A 16,864-nucleotide genomic window follows, 5' to 3' on the forward strand; every position below is an offset into this window, starting at 1 on the left:
TCAACCCTTCCCTTTAAAATCCATTGAAATCGCCTTTGTGGTTTTACTCGCTTCAAAGCAAGCATCGAGAACCCGCATATTGCGAATGGTTGAATCCGCTGTGATTGCAAGCGGTGAACCGCTTAAAACCGCCGAAGAGAAATGTTCAACTTCCAGCCGGTAAAGGTCCCCATGAATTTCTTCTTTCCGCGAACTGCCTGCCGTTTCTACAACGATGACCCCCACTCCCGCATTGATATCCGGGCGGAAAGCATACGGCACTTTAATGGTACCTTTAGTTCCGATCACTTCGTATTCGTTCCGGCTGGCCATATCAAAGCTGCAGTCAAAAATTGCAGCTATGCCATTGTCGAGTTTCAAATTGACACTTGCCGACATATCGACCCCAGCAGCCGCATCGATTTCGGAAACTGCATGCACTTCCACCGGTTCTGCTTCCGACAGGTGCCTCACTGCCTGAATGCAATAGCAGCCAAGGTCGTATAAAGCGCCCCCGCCCATACTTTTATCCATCCGGATATCCTTCACGCGATTTTCCAGGTAAAACGAATGGCTCGAACGGATCAATTTTACATCGCCGATTTCTCCGGAAGCCATGATTTCTTTGACCCGTGCATGTTGGGGATGTAGCTGGTACATGAAGCCTTCCATGAACTTCACTCCTGCAGACTGGCATGTCGCTATCATTCCCTCGGCATCCGCTGCAGTCAATGCAGCCGGTTTCTCGCAAAGGATATGCTTTCCTGCCGCTGCCGCTTTGAGCACCCATTCCTTATGCAGATGGTTAGGGAGCGGGATATAAACCGCGTCAATCGCTGGATCAGCCACTATCTCTTCATAACTTTCGTATGCTTTCGGTATATTCAACCGCGATGCAATGGCATGGACTTTATTGCTGCGGCTGGCAATTGCCGACACCTCTGCATTTTCGGCGCGGAAAATAGCCGGTATGAGCTGGCTCTGTGCAATATTCGCTGTACTGATAATGCCCCAACGCACTTTCTTCATTGCCATTCCTCTCTTCTGTTCATCGTTTTTTTAATATATCAAAGTTCCAGCTTTTCTTCGTTTTTAAACCTTCGCCCATTTTTCATTATCGAGAAAATGGCTTTGGCTGCAAACAAGAGCCTCAACTGGTTAGCTGAGGCTCTTGTTTTTTCGGGCTACTTGCGGAACGCCAAAAGTTTCGTATTCAGCTCTTTTGTTTTTCCGTATACCTCTTGATAAATAGCGAATATCTTTTTATATGTTTCTACATTTGCCGGAATCGGCTGGAATCGGCGATCCTCTTTCAAAAACTGATCTGCGCAATCTTTCAATGAATCGAACCACTCACATCCATAAGCGGCGAGCATTGCTGCCCCCATGCCTGGGCCTTCTTCACTTTCAAGCCGGATGATTTTCGCATCGAAAATATCCGCCTGCATTTGTAGCCATTCTTCATTTCGTGCCCCGCCGCCAATCGATACGATGGCGTCAATCCGTTTGCCGTTTCGGCGAAAAATATCAATGGATTCATTTAATGAAAAGGTGATTCCTTCAAGCACGGCCCGGACGAAATCTTTTCGACGGTGTGAGCTGTCCATGCCGATAAAACTTGCGCGGATTGCGGCATCTGCATGAGGTGTCCGCTCGCCGGCCAAATACGGGGTGAACAGCAAGCCGTTCGCTCCGGGAGGCACCGAACTGACATCTGCCAATAAATCCTCAAACGATTCGCTTTCCGCGAAAACGTCTTTGAACCACGTCAAGCTATGCCCTGCGGCAAGCGTCACACCCATTGTGTAGAACGCATCCGGTGCTGCATGATTGAAATAATGGACCTTGCTGCCAAAGTCTTTGCTGCCGTCTGCTTCATATGACAACACTACGCCGGAAGTTCCGATGCTGCACAAAGTTTTGCCGTCTTCCAGTATCCCCGAACCGATTGCGCCGCAAGCATTATCAGCCCCACCGGCAAAAACGCGGGTGGCGGCACTCAGTCCAGAAACTTCCGCGTATTCAGCTGCAATCGTGCCGACCTCTTCGTGCGAATAAACAAGTGGCGGACATAATGATGGCGTGATTCCCAGCAAATCGCATATTTCCAAACTCCACTCTTTTTTTCCGATATCCATAAGAAGCGTACCGGCTGCATCGGAAAATTCCATCTGCAGCTGGCCAGTCATCTTAAAGCGCAAATAATCTTTCGGCAGCACAAATGACTTCGCTTGATTGAAAATTTCAGGCTCGAATTGTTTGACCCATAGCAATTTGGGCAGCGTGAACCCTTCGAGTGCCGGGTTTTTCGTAATCTCCAGCAGCCGCTCTTCACCGATCACATCATAAATATGCTGGCATTGCGCGGTTGTCCGCGTATCGTTCCATAAAATGGCTGGGCGCAGCACTTCATTGTTTCCATCCAGCAGGACTAACCCATGCATCTGCCCTGAGAAACTGATGCCTTCGATGTCTTCCGCATTGCCTCCCCACCCGTTTAAGAGCTCAAGCAAACCGGCTGTTGTCTGGTTCACCCAGTCTGCCGGATTTTGCTCGCTATAGCCTGATTTCTCTTGAATTAGCGCAAAAGGCTTTGAAACGCTGCGGACAACTTCGCCTAGCTGGCCAACCAGCAAAATCTTTACTGCACTTGTTCCTAAATCTACCCCGATTACGTATTTCATGGCGACCGCTCTCCTACCTTTTTCAAACTTAATGCTTATTTGAAGCTTGCTGTTTTCGCGAAAGCCTGCAGTAAATACTGGTTGATTGTCGATTTGATTTGCTCTTGGTGTCCGGAACGTTGTTTAATATCGGCCAATCCAAGCGCATGGGCTTCGAGTTTATGGAAATCGGTGCTGCCGGAAACAATATCAAGCCCGATGCCTTCTGTGTATGTGCTGTAACGGTCAGCAATTACATTTTCCAGTACTTTGTCATCGATCAAGTTCTGTGCAACTTGCAGGCCTACCGCGAAGGCATCCATGCCTGCGATATGTGCGTGGAATAAATCTTCCTGCTCGAATGAGCCACGGCGAACTTTCGCATCAAAGTTCAAACCGCCGCGGCCAAGGCCGCCATTCTGAAGAATTTCGTACATGGCAAGAGTCGTCGTCCACAAATCTGTCGGGAACTCATCCGTGTCCCATCCGAGAAGCGGATTGCCTTGGTTGGCATCCACTGAACCCAGCATATTGTTGATGCGCGCATAATGAAGCTCGTGCTCGAATGTATGGCCGGCAAGCGTCGCGTGATTCGCTTCAATATTGAATTTGAAATGATCCTGCAAGCCATAGCTCTGCAAGAATGCATGTCCTGTTGCCACATCGTAATCGTATTGGTGAGTTGTTGGTTCTTTCGGTTTTGGCTCAATCAGGAATTGGCCATCAAAACCGATTTCTTTAGCGTAATCCACTGCCATGTGATAAAAGCGTCCCAAATTATCCAATTCCAATTTCATGTTGGTATTCAAAAGCGTATCATAGCCTTCACGCCCGCCCCAGAAAACATAGTTTTCAGCACCAAGCTCTTTGCCGATTTCCAAGCCTTTTTTCACTTTTGCCGCAGAGTAAGCATATACATCGGCATTGCTTGAAGTTGCTGCGCCATGGATAAAGCGCGGATGTGTAAAGTTGTTCGCTGTATTCCAAAGCAGCTTCGCTTTGCTGTCTTTCATGTAATCTTTGATCATGCCGACAATCACGTCCAAATTCTGGTTGGACTCTCTTAAGTTGCTGCCTTCTGGAGCAACATCCGCATCATGGAAGCAGAAAAATGGAACATCCAGTTTATTGTAGAATTCGAAAGAAGCTTCAACTCGCGCTTTCGCCAAATCCATGCCGGAGAACTTGTCCCAAGAACGGTCCATTGTCCCAGCTCCGAATGGATCTGATCCATCCATTGTGAATGTATGCCAGTAGGAAACCGCATAGCGCAGGATTTCTTCCATGGTTTTGTCGCCGACTTTTTCGTTCGGGTTGTAGAATTTAAATGCATAGGGATTCGTGGATGATGCACCTTCGAATTCGATTTTGTTGATATTCTGGAAATATGCCATAGTTTTTGCCTCCAATGATCTATATTTATGTACTGGTAAACCGAAAATAATCGTGAAATAAATGTAAAGGCTTTCATTTTTGATTATAACAATATACAATTAGTTTGTCTATTGATTGAACTAAGTTTATTGAAATGAATCGTATTATTTAAAATAATCATTTTATATACAGCCCATTTGCATTGAACTATCATTTGCCTTAAGCGATGGCCAAAATATTCGTTGTATAATAAAGCAACACAACACAAACAAAGGCGGTTTCCTATGGACTCTACAAGAGGTTTAATATATAGCGTGACAGAATGGATCACGCGCTTTGCTTATTTGAATTTATTATTACTCGTGTTTTCATTACTTGGCGGCGTAATCCTTGGTTTTTTTCCGGCACTGACTGCCATGTTTGCCGTCATCAGGCAATGGCTAAGAGGCAACACGGATATGCCAGTGCTGAAAACTTATTGGGATTATTACCGGAAAGATTTTTGGAAAAGCAATGTGATTGGCTTGTTTGTTGGCAGCATCATTGCCTTGATCGCCATCGATATCCTCTTTATCCAGGCTAACGGCAGCACTGGATTAGCTTGGACAAACATTCCGCTATTTGCTTTTATGCTGTTGTTCCTGCTGTTTTTGTTCCACCTCTTCCCCACCTTCGCGCATTACGACGTTTCAGCAGGAAAAGTGATCAAGCATGCGTTTTTGCTTACGCTTGTCAATCCCGTCAGCAGCCTGTTCATTTTGTTGTGCTTGGTGCCGCTCGTTTTCATCATGCAGCTTGCCCCGGCACTCGCGTTCATCTTCGGTGGCAGTGTCTATGCCTTTGTCACAATGTGGATCACGATGAAGGCTTTTGACAAAGCCCAGCAGAAAAACATGGCAGCTTCCAGCCATTGAAAAAAGCTTCACCCGACAGGAATCGATTTCCTGATCGGGTGAAGCTTTTTTTGCATGTTCAGCCTTTTACTGCACTGGAAGAAATCCCTTCCACGACTTTATTGCTGAAAAAGATGAACGCAATGATGATTGGCAAAACGCTGATGATCAATGTAGCGCCGATTGCGCCCCAATCGGTCATGTATTGGCCGATGAAGTTTTGGATGCCGACAGTCAAGGTCTTATACTTTTCAGAACTGATAAACGTATTGACGAAGACAAACTCGTTCCAATTGTAAATCATGTTGATGACAATCGTTGTCGCCATAATCGGCGTCGTCATCGGCAAAATCACCTGAAAGAACATGCGGTTCACTGAACAGCCGTCAATCACGGCAGCCTCTTCGACTTCATGCGGCAATGTATAGTAGAACCCGAGCAGAATCATCATTGTTATGGGCAGGTTGTATGCCGTATACGTCAATACAATGGCCAGTGGATTATCAATCAGGTTGACGCTTAGGAACATGCTATAAAGCGGGATCAATGCCGAGTGGATCGGAATCATCAAGCCGATCATGATCATGCCAAGCACGAATTTGCTCAACTTCCACCTCATGCGGGTAATGGCAAAAGTCGCCATACTGGCGAACAGCACCGTCAAAACGATGGACACCGCTGTGATCCATACACTATTGAAAAAATAAACACTGATGCCGCCGTCCCAAACTTTCAGGTAGTTTTCCCATCTCAATTCTGTCGGTAGCGCAAATGGCGAGCCGGCGAAAATCTCTTGGTTGCTCTTCAAGGAAAAGACGAACAGCCAAATGAGGGGCAGGATTTGGAATAGCGCTACGACAATCAGGGACAGATAGAGAAGAAAGTAACCAATGCGCTTCATTATATTGCCCTCCTCTTAATATTCGATTCTTTCTTTCGTTTCCGTTGCTTTGCGGATAATGAACGTCACGATCAAGGTGATGATCAGTAGCAAGAAACCGATGGCGCTGCCGTAGCCAAAGTTATAGCTCGAGAATGCCAGTTTATACATATAAGATGCCATTACTTCACTGGCCCCGTTCGGCCCGCCGGCAGTCATTACATAAATCAAGTCAAAGTATTTCAAAGAGCCGACAATCGCCAAGACGATTGTAACGCTGACCACTTCTTTGATGAGCGGCAATTTGATCCGCGTTGCAATTTGGAACGGTGTTGCCCCATCAATCCGCGCTGCTTCAATAAGCGATTCGGGGATGTTTTTCAAAGCTGCGTAGTAAATCAATATGTAGAAACCAGCGTATTGCCACAAAATCGGCACGAAAATCGCAAACAGCACGAGCGATGGATCGGCCAGCCAAGCCGGCGGGTTTTCTACTCCGATTTTGACCAGAAATGCATTTAAAATTCCGTTCGTCGGGTTATAGACTTTGACCCAAAGCTGCGCGATTGCCACTGATGACAAAAGCATCGGAATCAAGTAGATTTTGCGCAGCATATCCGCTCCTTTTATCTTGGAAGCCAAGATAAAAGAAACAACCAGATAAATCGCCAAACTGAGTGCAGAGAAAAGCGCCAGCAAAAAAGAGTGCAGCGCACTGTTCCAGAACAGCTTGTCCTGGAGTCCGGCAATGTAGTTGTCCAGTCCGATAAATGTCTTCGCGCCAATGCCATCCCACTCCATCAATCCATAATATCCCGACAAGCCGAGAGGTATAAAGATCAATACAGTGACCAATAACAGAGCCGGTGCCATATAAAAAGCTATAAATAGCTTATTGGACATGACTTTGTTCATCACATTCAACTCCATATCTTAGAAAGGAGAAGAGGACAATCCAACATTCAGGATCTGTCCCCTTCTTCCTTCATATAATTTTGCAGAACCGCAATTACTGCCTGTTATTTTGAAAGGGCATCTTCATGGGCTTTTGTGAAATCTTCCGGAGTCATTTCATTTCCGAAGAGTGCTTGGATAGAATCCAAATGCGTTTGTGCTACACCCGGACTCATTTGAACATCCGCAAATAATGTGATGTTGCTTGCGTTATTCAGTTCGTTCAAAATATCCGTATACATTTGCGGAAGCTCCAAAGCCGCTGCATCCACTTTTGTCGCTGGGATTACGCCAGCTTCCGTAACCGCTTTTTCGCCCCATTCTTTTACAAAGTAAGCAGCGAAATCTTTTGCTTCTTCTTTCACTTCAGAGTCTTCCGCTACGAACAAACCAACTCCCGGTCCGCCGACATAGCTGTCCATGTCTCCAGCACCGTCAACCGTTGGGAATTTCAAGTATTGAACCGAATCTCTGAATTCCTGCGGCACGTCTTCATTTGTCGTGAAGTTTGGAAGATCCCAAGTCGCGATCAAGTACATCGGTGCTTGGCCGGTCATGAACATCGACTTCGCTTCTTCATCGGCAAGTCCGTTAAACCCATCGACAAATGCTCCTGCGTCTACAAGCGTCTGCACTTCTTCAGCTGCTTTCACAAGCGCCGGGTCTTCAAAGCTGCCAGAACGATCGATTGCCTTGTTGAGCACTTCCGCTCCGCCAATGCGGTCCGCCAGGTACATATACCACATTGATCCTGTCCAAGAATCTCTGTTTCCTAACGCGATCGGCTGTACGCCTTCTGCACGGAATTCTTTTACTACATTCAATAATTCTTCATATGTCTTTGGAGCTTCAAGGCCATATTCGTTAAACATTTGATCGTTATAATAAAGCGTTACAATGTTCAGTTCTAATGGAAGGCCGTACGTTTTGCCATCCAGCGCATATGCTTCAGCAGTTCCTGGAACAAATGCATCTTTCAAATCGGATTCGATTACATCATCAAGTGGTGCAAACATTTTTCCGCCGACGTATGGCTCAAGGAAACCAGCCGACCATGTAAGCCCGACATCCGGCAATTCTTTCGAGGTGGAGAGAACACGAAGCTTATCCTTATATTGCTCATTGCTCAATACTTCCAAATCTACACTTACGCCTTCGTTTTCTTTTTCGTAATCAGCGATGATGTCGTTCACGACGTCATAATGCTTTTTCGAACTTCCCTCAGGCCATAAATGCATAAACTTTATTTCAGTGTCTCCACTTGCATTTGCTGATTCCTTTGAATCTGATGAGCATCCTGCCAATAACATTGTTGAAACGACTGCGGATAAAGCGATTGTAAGCGGTTTCTTGAACTTCATTTTTTTCTCCCCCATCTCATATCTGTTGTTACAACAATTTTCAGATTATTGTTGTATGCGTTTTCATTATAGCAAAGGGTAGCTTGTTAGTCTAGTGGATAAACAAAGTTTTCTTTTTAGGTTATACTGTCTTTATAGGAGCTTGTTTGATAGATTAAAATTAATCATCCCCATCATCCGGACATAGATGAAGAAAGCGCATCATGAACGTTTTTGCCAGGATCAAAAGAAAATAACGGAAAGAGATGAGTCGAATGAAGATAGGCGTCAACCAAACGTGGAATCATCATGTAGTTAAAGAAGGCAATAAATCTTTGGTATTGGACAAAATCAAGAACCACTACCCTATTTCAAGGGCAGCGGTTGCAAGCCAAATCGGGCTGAACAAAGGGACGGTCTCTTCCCTGGTCAACGATTTGCTGGAAGATCATTTAATCTATGAATCCGGTCCAGGAGAATCCAGCGGCGGCAGGCGTCCAGTCATGCTCCTATTCAATGGGACTGCGGGCTATACGATCGGCATCGATTTAGGCGTCAATTATTTGCTGGGCATCTTATCAGACCTCGAAGGAAATGTCGTCATGCAAAAAGAAGCACGGTATAAAAAAACTTCTTATGAAGCGATTGAAGGAAAACTGTTCGAAACCATTGATGAACTGATGGCTTCTGCACCTGAAAGCCCTCACGGAATCGTCGGCATCGGTGTCGGCGTACCGGGAATTGTCGATACTAGCGGCGAAATTCTGCTTGCGCCCAATTTGAATTGGAAAAACATCAACTTGAAAAAAGTTCTTGAGAAGAAATACAGCTTGCCGGTCATTATTGAAAACGAAGCGAATGCAGGAGCCTATGGCGAGAAGAAATTTGGCGCCGGCAAGGATTGTGAAAACATCATTTACGTTTCTGCCGGAATCGGCATTGGTGTCGGCTTGATCTTAAATGGTGTTTTGTATAAAGGCGCCCATGGATTTTCAGGTGAAATGGGCCATATGACCATCCAAGTCGACGGACCGAAATGCCGCTGCGGCAATCAGGGATGCTGGGAACTTTACGCTTCTGAGCAAGCATTGATCGACAGAGCTGAAAAACTCGGCATGTGCCCTGGGCAGCATGATTTCGACTTGTCTGATTTGCTGGCACTCGCTGAACAAGGAAACAAACAAGTCATTGAGCTGTTCGAACAAACCGGCGATTACCTAGGAGTCGGCATCAACAACATCATCAATACATTCAATCCGCAGCAAGTGATCATCGGCAACCGCATGGCAACAGCCAAAGACTGGCTTGAACAAGCCATGAACAAGCGGATAGCGAATCAGGCGCTATGGTTTCAGCAGAATGACCTGCAGATCAATTTCTCAGAGCTCACGACTCTTTCTACGGCACTCGGTGTTGCTGCTTTTTCAATCGAAAACTTCTTAAGCGTCTGCATGCAGCCAAAAATGACCATGCGTTATTAAAAATAAAAACTGTTCAGATTACTTAGTTTACTCATTAGACTAAGTAGTGTATGATCGGATATAACTTGAAAAACAACTAATTTTCGATTCCTTTCTTTTCTTTGATGCCCCCCGAAAAGAAGCGTGCAATCGTTTATTAGTTTTTTTCGGGTGCTTTTCCGCCGTTCGGTGTAAGCACTTACATATCAGAATGGGCGGGCTTCCAAAATACTTCATAAAGGGTGACGAAAATTGACAACAATTCAAAATCCGATTTTACCAGGATTTAATCCGGACCCGAGTATTTGCCGGGTTGGAGAAGATTATTACATCGCCGTTTCCACTTTCGAATGGTTTCCAGGCGTCGGCATATACCATTCCAAAGATCTCAAAAACTGGCGTTTGATTTCCCGCCCCTTAAATCGGCTCAGCCAATTGAACATGATGGGCAATCCCAATTCAGGCGGCGTCTGGGCTCCAGCCCTTTCCCACAGCGACGGCCAGTTCTGGCTGATTTTCACGGATGTCAAAGTAACCGAAGGACAGTGGAAAGATTGCCATAATTATTTGGTCACCTGCAATGCGATCGACGGCGAATGGTCTGAACCGATTTACTTGAACAGCTCCGGCTTCGACCCTTCTCTTTTCCATGATGAATCCGGCAAGAAATATCTTGTAAATATGAATTGGGACCACCGCATGGGGCATCACAATTTCTATGGCATTTCACTGCAGGAATACAGCGTCGAGCAGCAAAAACTGGTCGGCAAAGCGGAAATCATTTTCAAAGGCACGGACGTTATGTTGACAGAAGCTCCCCATCTTTACAAAATTGATGATTATTATTATTTATTGACTGCTGAAGGCGGAACGAAATACGATCACCAGGCAACGATTGCGCGCTCCAAAGAGTTGCGCGGACCATACGAAGTGCATCCTGAAAACCCGCTGATCACTTCGTTTTTCTCGCCTAGAAATCCGCTGCAAAAATCGGGGCATGCATCGATTGTCCATACGCATACCGATGAATGGTTCCTTGTGCATTTAACAGGCCGGCCCCTGCCAAGAACCGGGCAGGCTTTGCTCGACCCGCGCGGTTTCTGTCCGCTTGGACGCGAAACAGCTATCCAACGGCTTGAATGGAAAGACAGCTGGCCGTATGTCGTCGGCGGCAATGAGCCTTCGCTCCAAATTGAAGGGCCGGCAATCGAAGAAGTCCGATGGGAACCGGATTTCCCGGAGAAAGATGATTTTGAAGCTGATTTCTTGAATGCTCATTTTCAGACTTTGCGCATTCCGCTTGGCGAGCAGATCGTTTCTTTGAAAGAAAATCCTGGCCATCTCCGGATTCGCGGCAAGGAGTCGCTTACGTCAAAATTCACACAGGCATTCGTTGCGAGACGCTGGCAGCATTTCCACTTTACAGCCGAAACGAAAGTCGCCTTCAACCCGGACACGTTCCAGCAGGCGGCAGGCTTGGTCAACTATTACAATACGGAGAACTGGACAGCGCTTCAAATTACGTGGAATGAAGAAAAAGGCCGTGTTCTCGACATCATGTCCTGCGACAATTTCACATTCGATCAGCCGCTCCAAGGCAAGGAAATTTCCATTCCGGAAGAAGTCGGCTCCGTTTATTTGAAAGTGGATGTCCAAGCAGACACTTATCATTATTCCTATTCTTTTGATGGTGAAAGCTGGAGCCAAATCCCTGTCACGTTGGGTTCGCATAAATTATCTGATGACTATATCCAAGGCGGCGGTTTCTTCACCGGCGCATTCGTTGGCATGCAATGCCAAGATACTTCCGGTCAAAATCTGCCAGCCGATTTTGATTATTTTATTTATAAATCGAACGAATAAATACAAAAAAGAGCCGCTCAGAATCATGAGCGGCTCTTTTTCCATTTATTCGAATATACTTCCTTATGCATTGAATATACTGTCTGTTGCGCTGCAAATACTTGCCGTCGGACACTGAATACTTCCCCACAAATCGAAAATACTTTCCAATAGCTTTTATTCGACGTTAAAATACCGGGCATCCGGATGGGCGAAGACAATCGCCGAGACGGACGCTTCCGGGTCCATCATGAATTCTTCGGTCAGGTGAACGCCGATGTCTTCCGGTTTGATGAGGCCAAACAGTTTTGCCTGGTCCTCCAGATTCGGACAGGCCGGGTAGCCGAACGAGAAACGCTGCCCCTGGTATTTCGCCGCAAAGCGGTCGCGCATCGAGAAATCGGTGCCATCCGGGAAGCCCCATTGGTCGCGGATTTCCTGGTGGATGCGCTCAGCAAAGCCTTCCGCCAGTTCCAGCGCCGTCGCTTGTAGCGCATGGCTCTCCAAAAACTTGCCGGCATCTTTCAAGCGTTTCGCTTCGTCGCGGACGCCATGCCCCGCTGTCACTTGCATGAACGCGACATAATCCATTTCGCCGCTGTCGACGGACTTCAAGTAATCGGCAAGGCACAGGAATGGTTCAGTTGCCTGGCGCGGGAAGGTAAAGCGTTCGATTTCGGTTTTGGCATCTGCCGGGTCATAGACGACGACATCGTCGCCGTCTGACTGCGCCGGGAAAAACTGGTACATGCCGGACGGCTTCAAGATGCCGGAGCCGAGAAATTCCGTTGCCAGTTCGTGGAGCTGAACTGCGCGCGGATCGCCTTGCACCAGCATTTTATCGCTATAGCCGCGCAAGCCGAGATGATGGCCGATCAATGTGCGCATATTGACGTACGGATACAAATGCGCAACCGAATACTCTTTCAAAACATGGCGGCGCAAATCACCTGGCACAAAGACCGGCACGTCTTCGCGTACGGTCTTCACTGGTCTTTCTGCTACTGCGACAGCCGGTTTGGCAGCTTTCGCCGCTTCCGAAGCCTGGCGCTTTTCTTTCTGCGCGCCCAGTTCCTCGAGCAGCACCGCTTTTCCTGCCCCGCTCTGCAAACGGTTGGCCAGATCCAAGCCCTGCATGGCGTCTTTCGCGTAAATGACCGGGCCGTCGTATTCAGCAGCAATCTTCGTTTCAGTGAAGCGCCTCGACAAGGCGGCACCGCCGACGAGGATCGGCGCATCGATGCCCGCTTCCTTGAAGTCCTGCGCTGTCAGCACCATCTGCTTGGCGGATTTTACCAGCAGGCCTGACAAGCCGATGATGTCCGGCTTTTCTTTTTTGATGACTTCGATCAGCGTCGCCGGCGTCACTTTGATGCCGATGTCGATGACTTTAAAGCCGTTGTTGCTGAGGATGATGTCGACCAGGTTTTTGCCGATGTCGTGGACGTCGCCTTTGACCGTCGCAAGCACCACTTTCCCTTTGCCGGTATCGTCCGCCGCTTTTTTCTCCATAAAGCCTTCAAGGAATGAAACCGCCGCCTTCATGACGCCTGCGCTTTGCAGCACTTCGGCGACAATCAGCTGGTTGTCGTTGAACAAACGCCCCACTTCCGCCATGCCGGCCATCAACGGTCCGTTGATGACATCAAGCGGCGTGTCGTACATGTCGAGCGCTTTCTCCAGATCCGGAATCAGCCCTTCTTTCGTGCCTTCGAGAATGTAATAAGCGAGGCGGTCCGGCACATTTTTCGGGATGTCATCTTCGCTTTTCTCTTTTTTCTTGTCGCGGTAGAAATCGGTGAAATCCGCCAATGTCTTGTCTGTCGTCGTGAACAGCAATTCATTGGCCATCTTGATTTCCGCTTCCGGAATCGATGCGTAGCGCTCCAATTTCTCCGTATTGACGATGGCGTAATCGAGCCCCGCCTGCGTGCAATGGTACAGGTAAACCGCATTCAGCACTTCCCGGCCAACCGGCGGCAAGCCGAACGATACGTTGCTGATGCCGAGGATCGTCAATGTCCGCGGCAGTCTTTCTTTGATCAAACGGATGCCTTCGATCGTCTCGACGGCAGAGCCGATGTATTGCTGGTCGCCGGTTCCAACTGGGAATACCAGCGGATCGAAAATGATGTCTTCCGGCGCGAGGCCCCATTTATTGACCAATAAATCATATGAGCGTTCGGCGATTTCAAGCTTCCGCTCGCGCGTCACCGCCATCCCCGGTTCATCAATCGTTCCGACAACGACCGCCGCACCGTATTTTTTCACCAACGGCATGACCGCATCAAATCGTTCTTCACCATCTTCAAGGTTGATTGAGTTGATGATCGCCTTGCCTTGCGAGAATTTCAGCGCAGCTTCGATGACATCCTCGTCTGTGGAATCAATGACGAGCGGCACTTTGACTTTCTTCACCACTTCGTGCATGAAATTCGCCATGTCCTCGAGTTCATCGCGGTCGGGGTTGGCAAGACAGATATCAATGACGTGCGCACCGTTTTTCACTTGGGCGCGTGCGATTTCTGAGGCTTCTTCAAATTTCCCTTCCACAATGAGGCGTTTGAATTTCCGCGAACCGATGACGTTCGAGCGCTCTCCGATAAACAGCGGGCGCATCGAATCGTCGTATTGAAGTGGTTCGATGCCTGCCAGCACATGGCCGTGTCCGGTCTGCTCAGGTTTTCTCGGCGGCAGCCCAGCCACCGCTTCACGCACAGCCTTGATATGCGCAGGCGTCGTGCCGCAACAGCCGCCGACGACGTTGAGCCAGCCTTTTTCAGCAAAGCCCCGCAGCTTTTTCGACAGCGATTCCGGCGTTTCGTGGTAATGGCCTTCTTCATCCGGCAGCCCTGCGTTCGGGTAACAGCTGACAAAACCGTCGGACAGCTCAGACAACGAGCGCAAATGGTCCGTCATGAATTCCGGACCGGTCGCACAATTCAATCCGACCGACAGCGGCTTGACGTGTTCAATGGAAATATAGAATGCTTCAATGCTCTGCCCGGCAAGCGTTGTGCCCATCGGCTCGATGGTACCGGAAATCATAATCGGCAATTCTTTGCCCAACTCTTCGAACGCCTGCTTGATGCCGATCGTCGCCGCTTTGACATTCAGCATGTCCTGGCTCGTTTCCAGCAAGATCAAATCCGCTCCGCCTTCAACCAGCGCTTTCGCCTGTACATGGAAATCTTCGCGCAAGGCGTCGAACGTGATGCCGCCTGTCACCGACAAGGTTTTCGTCGTCGGCCCGATTGCACCTGCAACAAAGCGCGGCCATTCAGGGGTGGAATAAGCAGCAGCCGCTTTCTTGGCAATTTCCACAGCGCGGCGGTTGATGTCCGCTGCCTGGTTTCCAAGCCCATACTCGTCTAAGACCACAGGCGTCCCGCCGAACGTGTTCGTACAAAGAATGTCTGCTCCCGCTTCCAAATAGGCTTTGTGGACGCCTTCGATGACGTCCGGCCGCACGATGTTCAAGTACTCGTTGCAGCCGTCGAATTCCTCGCCGCCGAAATCTTCCGCCGACAAATCGGCGTTCTGGATCATCGTTCCCATCGCGCCATCAATGATCAGGATCCGTTTTTCAAGCTGTTGTTCAATAAGTGTTTTGGACATGGCTGCTTTCGCCTTCTTTCTGCAAATCTAGTTGCCTGATGTAATCGATCAATTCCACGGACATTTCGTAACGGAAAAATGGCGTGATCAAGTAAATGCCGTTGAACAGCCCCGCCGCCGTATCGATCAATTCCTTCGCTATCGCAATGCCTTCAGCGGTCGCCCGGTCCTTATCTTCGCCGCATGCGCGCATCCGTTCAAGCGCATCTTCCGATAACTTGATGCCTGGCACTTCGTTGTGCAGGAATTCCGAACTGCGTATGCTAGTGAGCGGCATGATGCCAAGGAAAATCGGCGTGCTCAAATGCTTCGTTTCTTCGTATATTTCAATGATTTTCTCTTTCGTGAACACCGGCTGGGAAATGAAATAATCCGCACCGCTGTCGATTTTCTGTTCCAGCCGCTTGACCGCCCGGCTGACGACGCGGACATTCGGATTGAATGCCGCCGCCACCGAGAAATTCGCTTTTTTGCGCAGCGGCTTGCCGGAAAACGAAATGCCTTCGTTGAGTTTCTTGATCAGTTGAATCAATTCCAGGCTCGAAACGTCATAGACGCTTGTCGCTCCCGGGAAATCCCCGACTTTCGTTGGATCTCCCGTAACTGCCAGGATATCATGCATCCCAAGGGCGTCAAGCCCCATCAAATGCGATTGCAGGCCGATCAAATTACGGTCGCGGCACGTGATGTGCGCGAGCGGCCGGATGTTTTCCTGCTGCTTTAAAATCGACCCCATCGCCATATTGGAAATACGTGGCGAAGCAAGCGAATTATCGGCCATCGTCACGGCATCGACTCCCGCCGCATTCAGCGCTTTCGAGCCTTCGATGAATTTTGAGACGTCCAAATGGCGCGGCGTGTCGAGTTCGACAATGATTGTGCGCTCCGTCTTCGCTTTTTCATGCAATGGCTTGACGTCGAGCGCTTCCGCTTCCCGGATGACAATCGGCTTTCTCGCCACTACTTTCTTTTCCGTCACCGGCGCCAAATTGCGCATGCGCTTTTTCACTTCTTCAATGTGCTTCGGCGTCGTGCCGCAACAGCCGCCAATTAAGCGCACACCTTCTTCTCTCAATAACAAGGCAGCCCGCCCAAAATAATCGGCTTCCGATTCATAGACAATGCGGCCGTCTTCCACGTCGAGCAAGCTGGCATTCGGATACGCCGACAGGAATGCTTTTTCCGGCAGCGATACTTCTTCGAATGCCTGGATCGTATGGTGCGGGCCAAGGCGGCAATTGACGCCGACGATTTCCGCTCCGAGTGCTTCAAGCTGATGCAGCGCATCGTTCAGCGACATGCCGTTTTGCAGGATGCCCGGCTCGTGCATCGACACTTGCGCAATCAGCGGCGTATCCGTCATGTTTTTCAAATGCGTGACCGTCGCAGCAAGCTCTTCGAAATCGTAATACGTTTCCAGCAGCAAGCCGTCCGGATCGCCGGACAATAAATGCTGCGCCTGCTGGTCGACCATTGCAATGATTTCCTGCATCGTGGCATCGCTTTTCCGCATGCCGCGGATGCCGCCGATTGTACCGAAGACGTATTGCCCGCCCGGCGCCGCAGCGCGCTTTGCGATATCAATCGCAGCGAGGTTGATGTCTTTCACTTGCTCTTCGAGGCCGTAGCGCGCCAGCTTATGGGCGTTCGCGCCGTACGTATTCGTCTGGATGATATCGGCTCCCGCCTTGATGTAATCCTGGTGGATCTTGCTGACGATTTCCGGCCGCTGCAGGTTCAGCTCCTCGTTGCAATACTCGATGCCATACGAATACAGCAGCGTCCCCATCGCACCGTCCCCTGTCAACACGCGCGTTTTCAATGCATCCAATAATTTCATGCCGCTCACCCTCCTGTATAT

At 48.7% G+C, this 16,864-nt stretch carries 11 protein-coding genes; 3 read left to right on the forward strand and 8 right to left on the reverse strand.

Annotated elements, in window-relative coordinates; genetic code table 11:
- The 3 genes from QMA09_RS04995 to xylA all read right to left on the reverse strand — a co-directional run bounded on the left by QMA09_RS04995 (window position 1) and on the right by xylA (window position 4,036).
- Complete coding sequence (locus tag QMA09_RS04995; RefSeq protein ID WP_290212266.1) at window positions 1-1,008, reverse strand: Gfo/Idh/MocA family protein; 1,008 nt, start codon at window positions 1,006-1,008, stop codon at window positions 1-3.
- Between the two features lie 155 nt (window positions 1,009-1,163).
- Window positions 1,164-2,663, reverse strand: coding sequence for a xylulokinase (gene xylB / locus QMA09_RS05000; RefSeq protein ID WP_290212267.1), 1,500 nt, complete (start codon window positions 2,661-2,663; stop codon window positions 1,164-1,166).
- A 35-nt stretch (window positions 2,664-2,698) separates the two neighbouring features.
- Complete coding sequence (gene xylA / locus QMA09_RS05005; RefSeq protein WP_290212268.1) at window positions 2,699-4,036, reverse strand: xylose isomerase; 1,338 nt, start codon at window positions 4,034-4,036, stop codon at window positions 2,699-2,701.
- Between the two features lie 264 nt (window positions 4,037-4,300).
- Between xylA and QMA09_RS05010 the strand changes: the two genes are divergently transcribed.
- Window positions 4,301-4,930 (forward strand): YesL family protein, encoded by a 630-nt coding sequence (locus QMA09_RS05010; RefSeq protein WP_290212269.1) that lies wholly within the window; start codon window positions 4,301-4,303, stop codon window positions 4,928-4,930.
- 58 nt (window positions 4,931-4,988) lie between these two features.
- Here QMA09_RS05010 and QMA09_RS05015 read toward each other — a convergent pair whose 3' ends face one another.
- The 3 genes from QMA09_RS05015 to QMA09_RS05025 form a co-directional block, all read right to left on the reverse strand.
- The gene (locus QMA09_RS05015; RefSeq protein WP_290212270.1) at window positions 4,989-5,810 is read right to left on the reverse strand and encodes a carbohydrate ABC transporter permease; all 822 of its coding nucleotides are present in this window, start codon (window positions 5,808-5,810) and stop codon (window positions 4,989-4,991) included.
- A 15-nt stretch (window positions 5,811-5,825) separates the two neighbouring features.
- Window positions 5,826-6,704, reverse strand: a complete 879-nt coding sequence (locus QMA09_RS05020) for a carbohydrate ABC transporter permease (protein ID WP_290212271.1) — start codon at window positions 6,702-6,704, stop codon at window positions 5,826-5,828.
- A gap of 104 nt (window positions 6,705-6,808) precedes the next feature.
- Window positions 6,809-8,104 (reverse strand): extracellular solute-binding protein, encoded by a 1,296-nt coding sequence (locus tag QMA09_RS05025; RefSeq protein WP_290212272.1) that lies wholly within the window; start codon window positions 8,102-8,104, stop codon window positions 6,809-6,811.
- Between the two features lie 254 nt (window positions 8,105-8,358).
- Between QMA09_RS05025 and QMA09_RS05030 the strand changes: the two genes are divergently transcribed.
- The gene (locus tag QMA09_RS05030) at window positions 8,359-9,564 is read left to right on the forward strand and encodes an ROK family protein (RefSeq protein ID WP_483313543.1); all 1,206 of its coding nucleotides are present in this window, start codon (window positions 8,359-8,361) and stop codon (window positions 9,562-9,564) included.
- Between the two features lie 231 nt (window positions 9,565-9,795).
- Window positions 9,796-11,406 carry a glycoside hydrolase family 43 protein gene (locus QMA09_RS05035; protein WP_290212274.1) on the forward strand — a complete coding sequence of 537 codons (1,611 nt, stop codon included), beginning with the start codon at window positions 9,796-9,798 and terminating at the stop codon, window positions 11,404-11,406.
- Between the two features lie 156 nt (window positions 11,407-11,562).
- Here QMA09_RS05035 and metH read toward each other — a convergent pair whose 3' ends face one another.
- Window positions 11,563-15,003, reverse strand: a complete 3,441-nt coding sequence (metH, locus tag QMA09_RS05040) for a methionine synthase (protein WP_290212275.1) — start codon at window positions 15,001-15,003, stop codon at window positions 11,563-11,565.
- A complete protein-coding gene (locus tag QMA09_RS05045; RefSeq protein WP_290212276.1) occupies window positions 14,984-16,843 on the reverse strand; it encodes a bifunctional homocysteine S-methyltransferase/methylenetetrahydrofolate reductase in 1,860 nt (619 codons plus the stop codon). Before QMA09_RS05045 ends, metH begins: the two co-directional genes overlap by 20 nt.
- Window positions 16,844-16,864: the final 21 nt, after the last annotated feature.

The sequence above is a fragment of the Planococcus sp. APC 3906 genome, assembly GCF_030407685.1.
GTDB classification, from domain to species: Bacteria; Bacillota; Bacilli; order Bacillales_A; family Planococcaceae; genus Planococcus; species Planococcus koreensis.

Excerpts from the sequence above, each read along its gene's own strand:
- QMA09_RS04995 (WP_290212266.1), bottom strand. The coding sequence starts at position 1,008 with ATGAAGAAAGTGCGTTGGGGCATTATCAGTACAGCGAATATTGCACAG.
- xylB (WP_290212267.1), bottom strand. The coding sequence starts at position 2,663 with ATGAAATACGTAATCGGGGTAGATTTAGGAACAAGTGCAGTAAAGATT.
- xylA (WP_290212268.1), bottom strand. The coding sequence starts at position 4,036 with ATGGCATATTTCCAGAATATCAACAAAATCGAATTCGAAGGTGCATCA.
- QMA09_RS05010 (WP_290212269.1), top strand. The coding sequence starts at position 4,301 with ATGGACTCTACAAGAGGTTTAATATATAGCGTGACAGAATGGATCACG.
- QMA09_RS05015 (WP_290212270.1), bottom strand. The coding sequence starts at position 5,810 with ATGAAGCGCATTGGTTACTTTCTTCTCTATCTGTCCCTGATTGTCGTA.
- QMA09_RS05020 (WP_290212271.1), bottom strand. The coding sequence starts at position 6,704 with ATGAACAAAGTCATGTCCAATAAGCTATTTATAGCTTTTTATATGGCA.
- QMA09_RS05025 (WP_290212272.1), bottom strand. The coding sequence starts at position 8,104 with ATGAAGTTCAAGAAACCGCTTACAATCGCTTTATCCGCAGTCGTTTCA.
- QMA09_RS05030 (WP_483313543.1), top strand. The coding sequence starts at position 8,359 with ATGAAGATAGGCGTCAACCAAACGTGGAATCATCATGTAGTTAAAGAA.
- metH (WP_290212275.1), bottom strand. The coding sequence starts at position 15,003 with ATGTCCAAAACACTTATTGAACAACAGCTTGAAAAACGGATCCTGATC.
- QMA09_RS05045 (WP_290212276.1), bottom strand. The coding sequence starts at position 16,843 with ATGAAATTATTGGATGCATTGAAAACGCGCGTGTTGACAGGGGACGGT.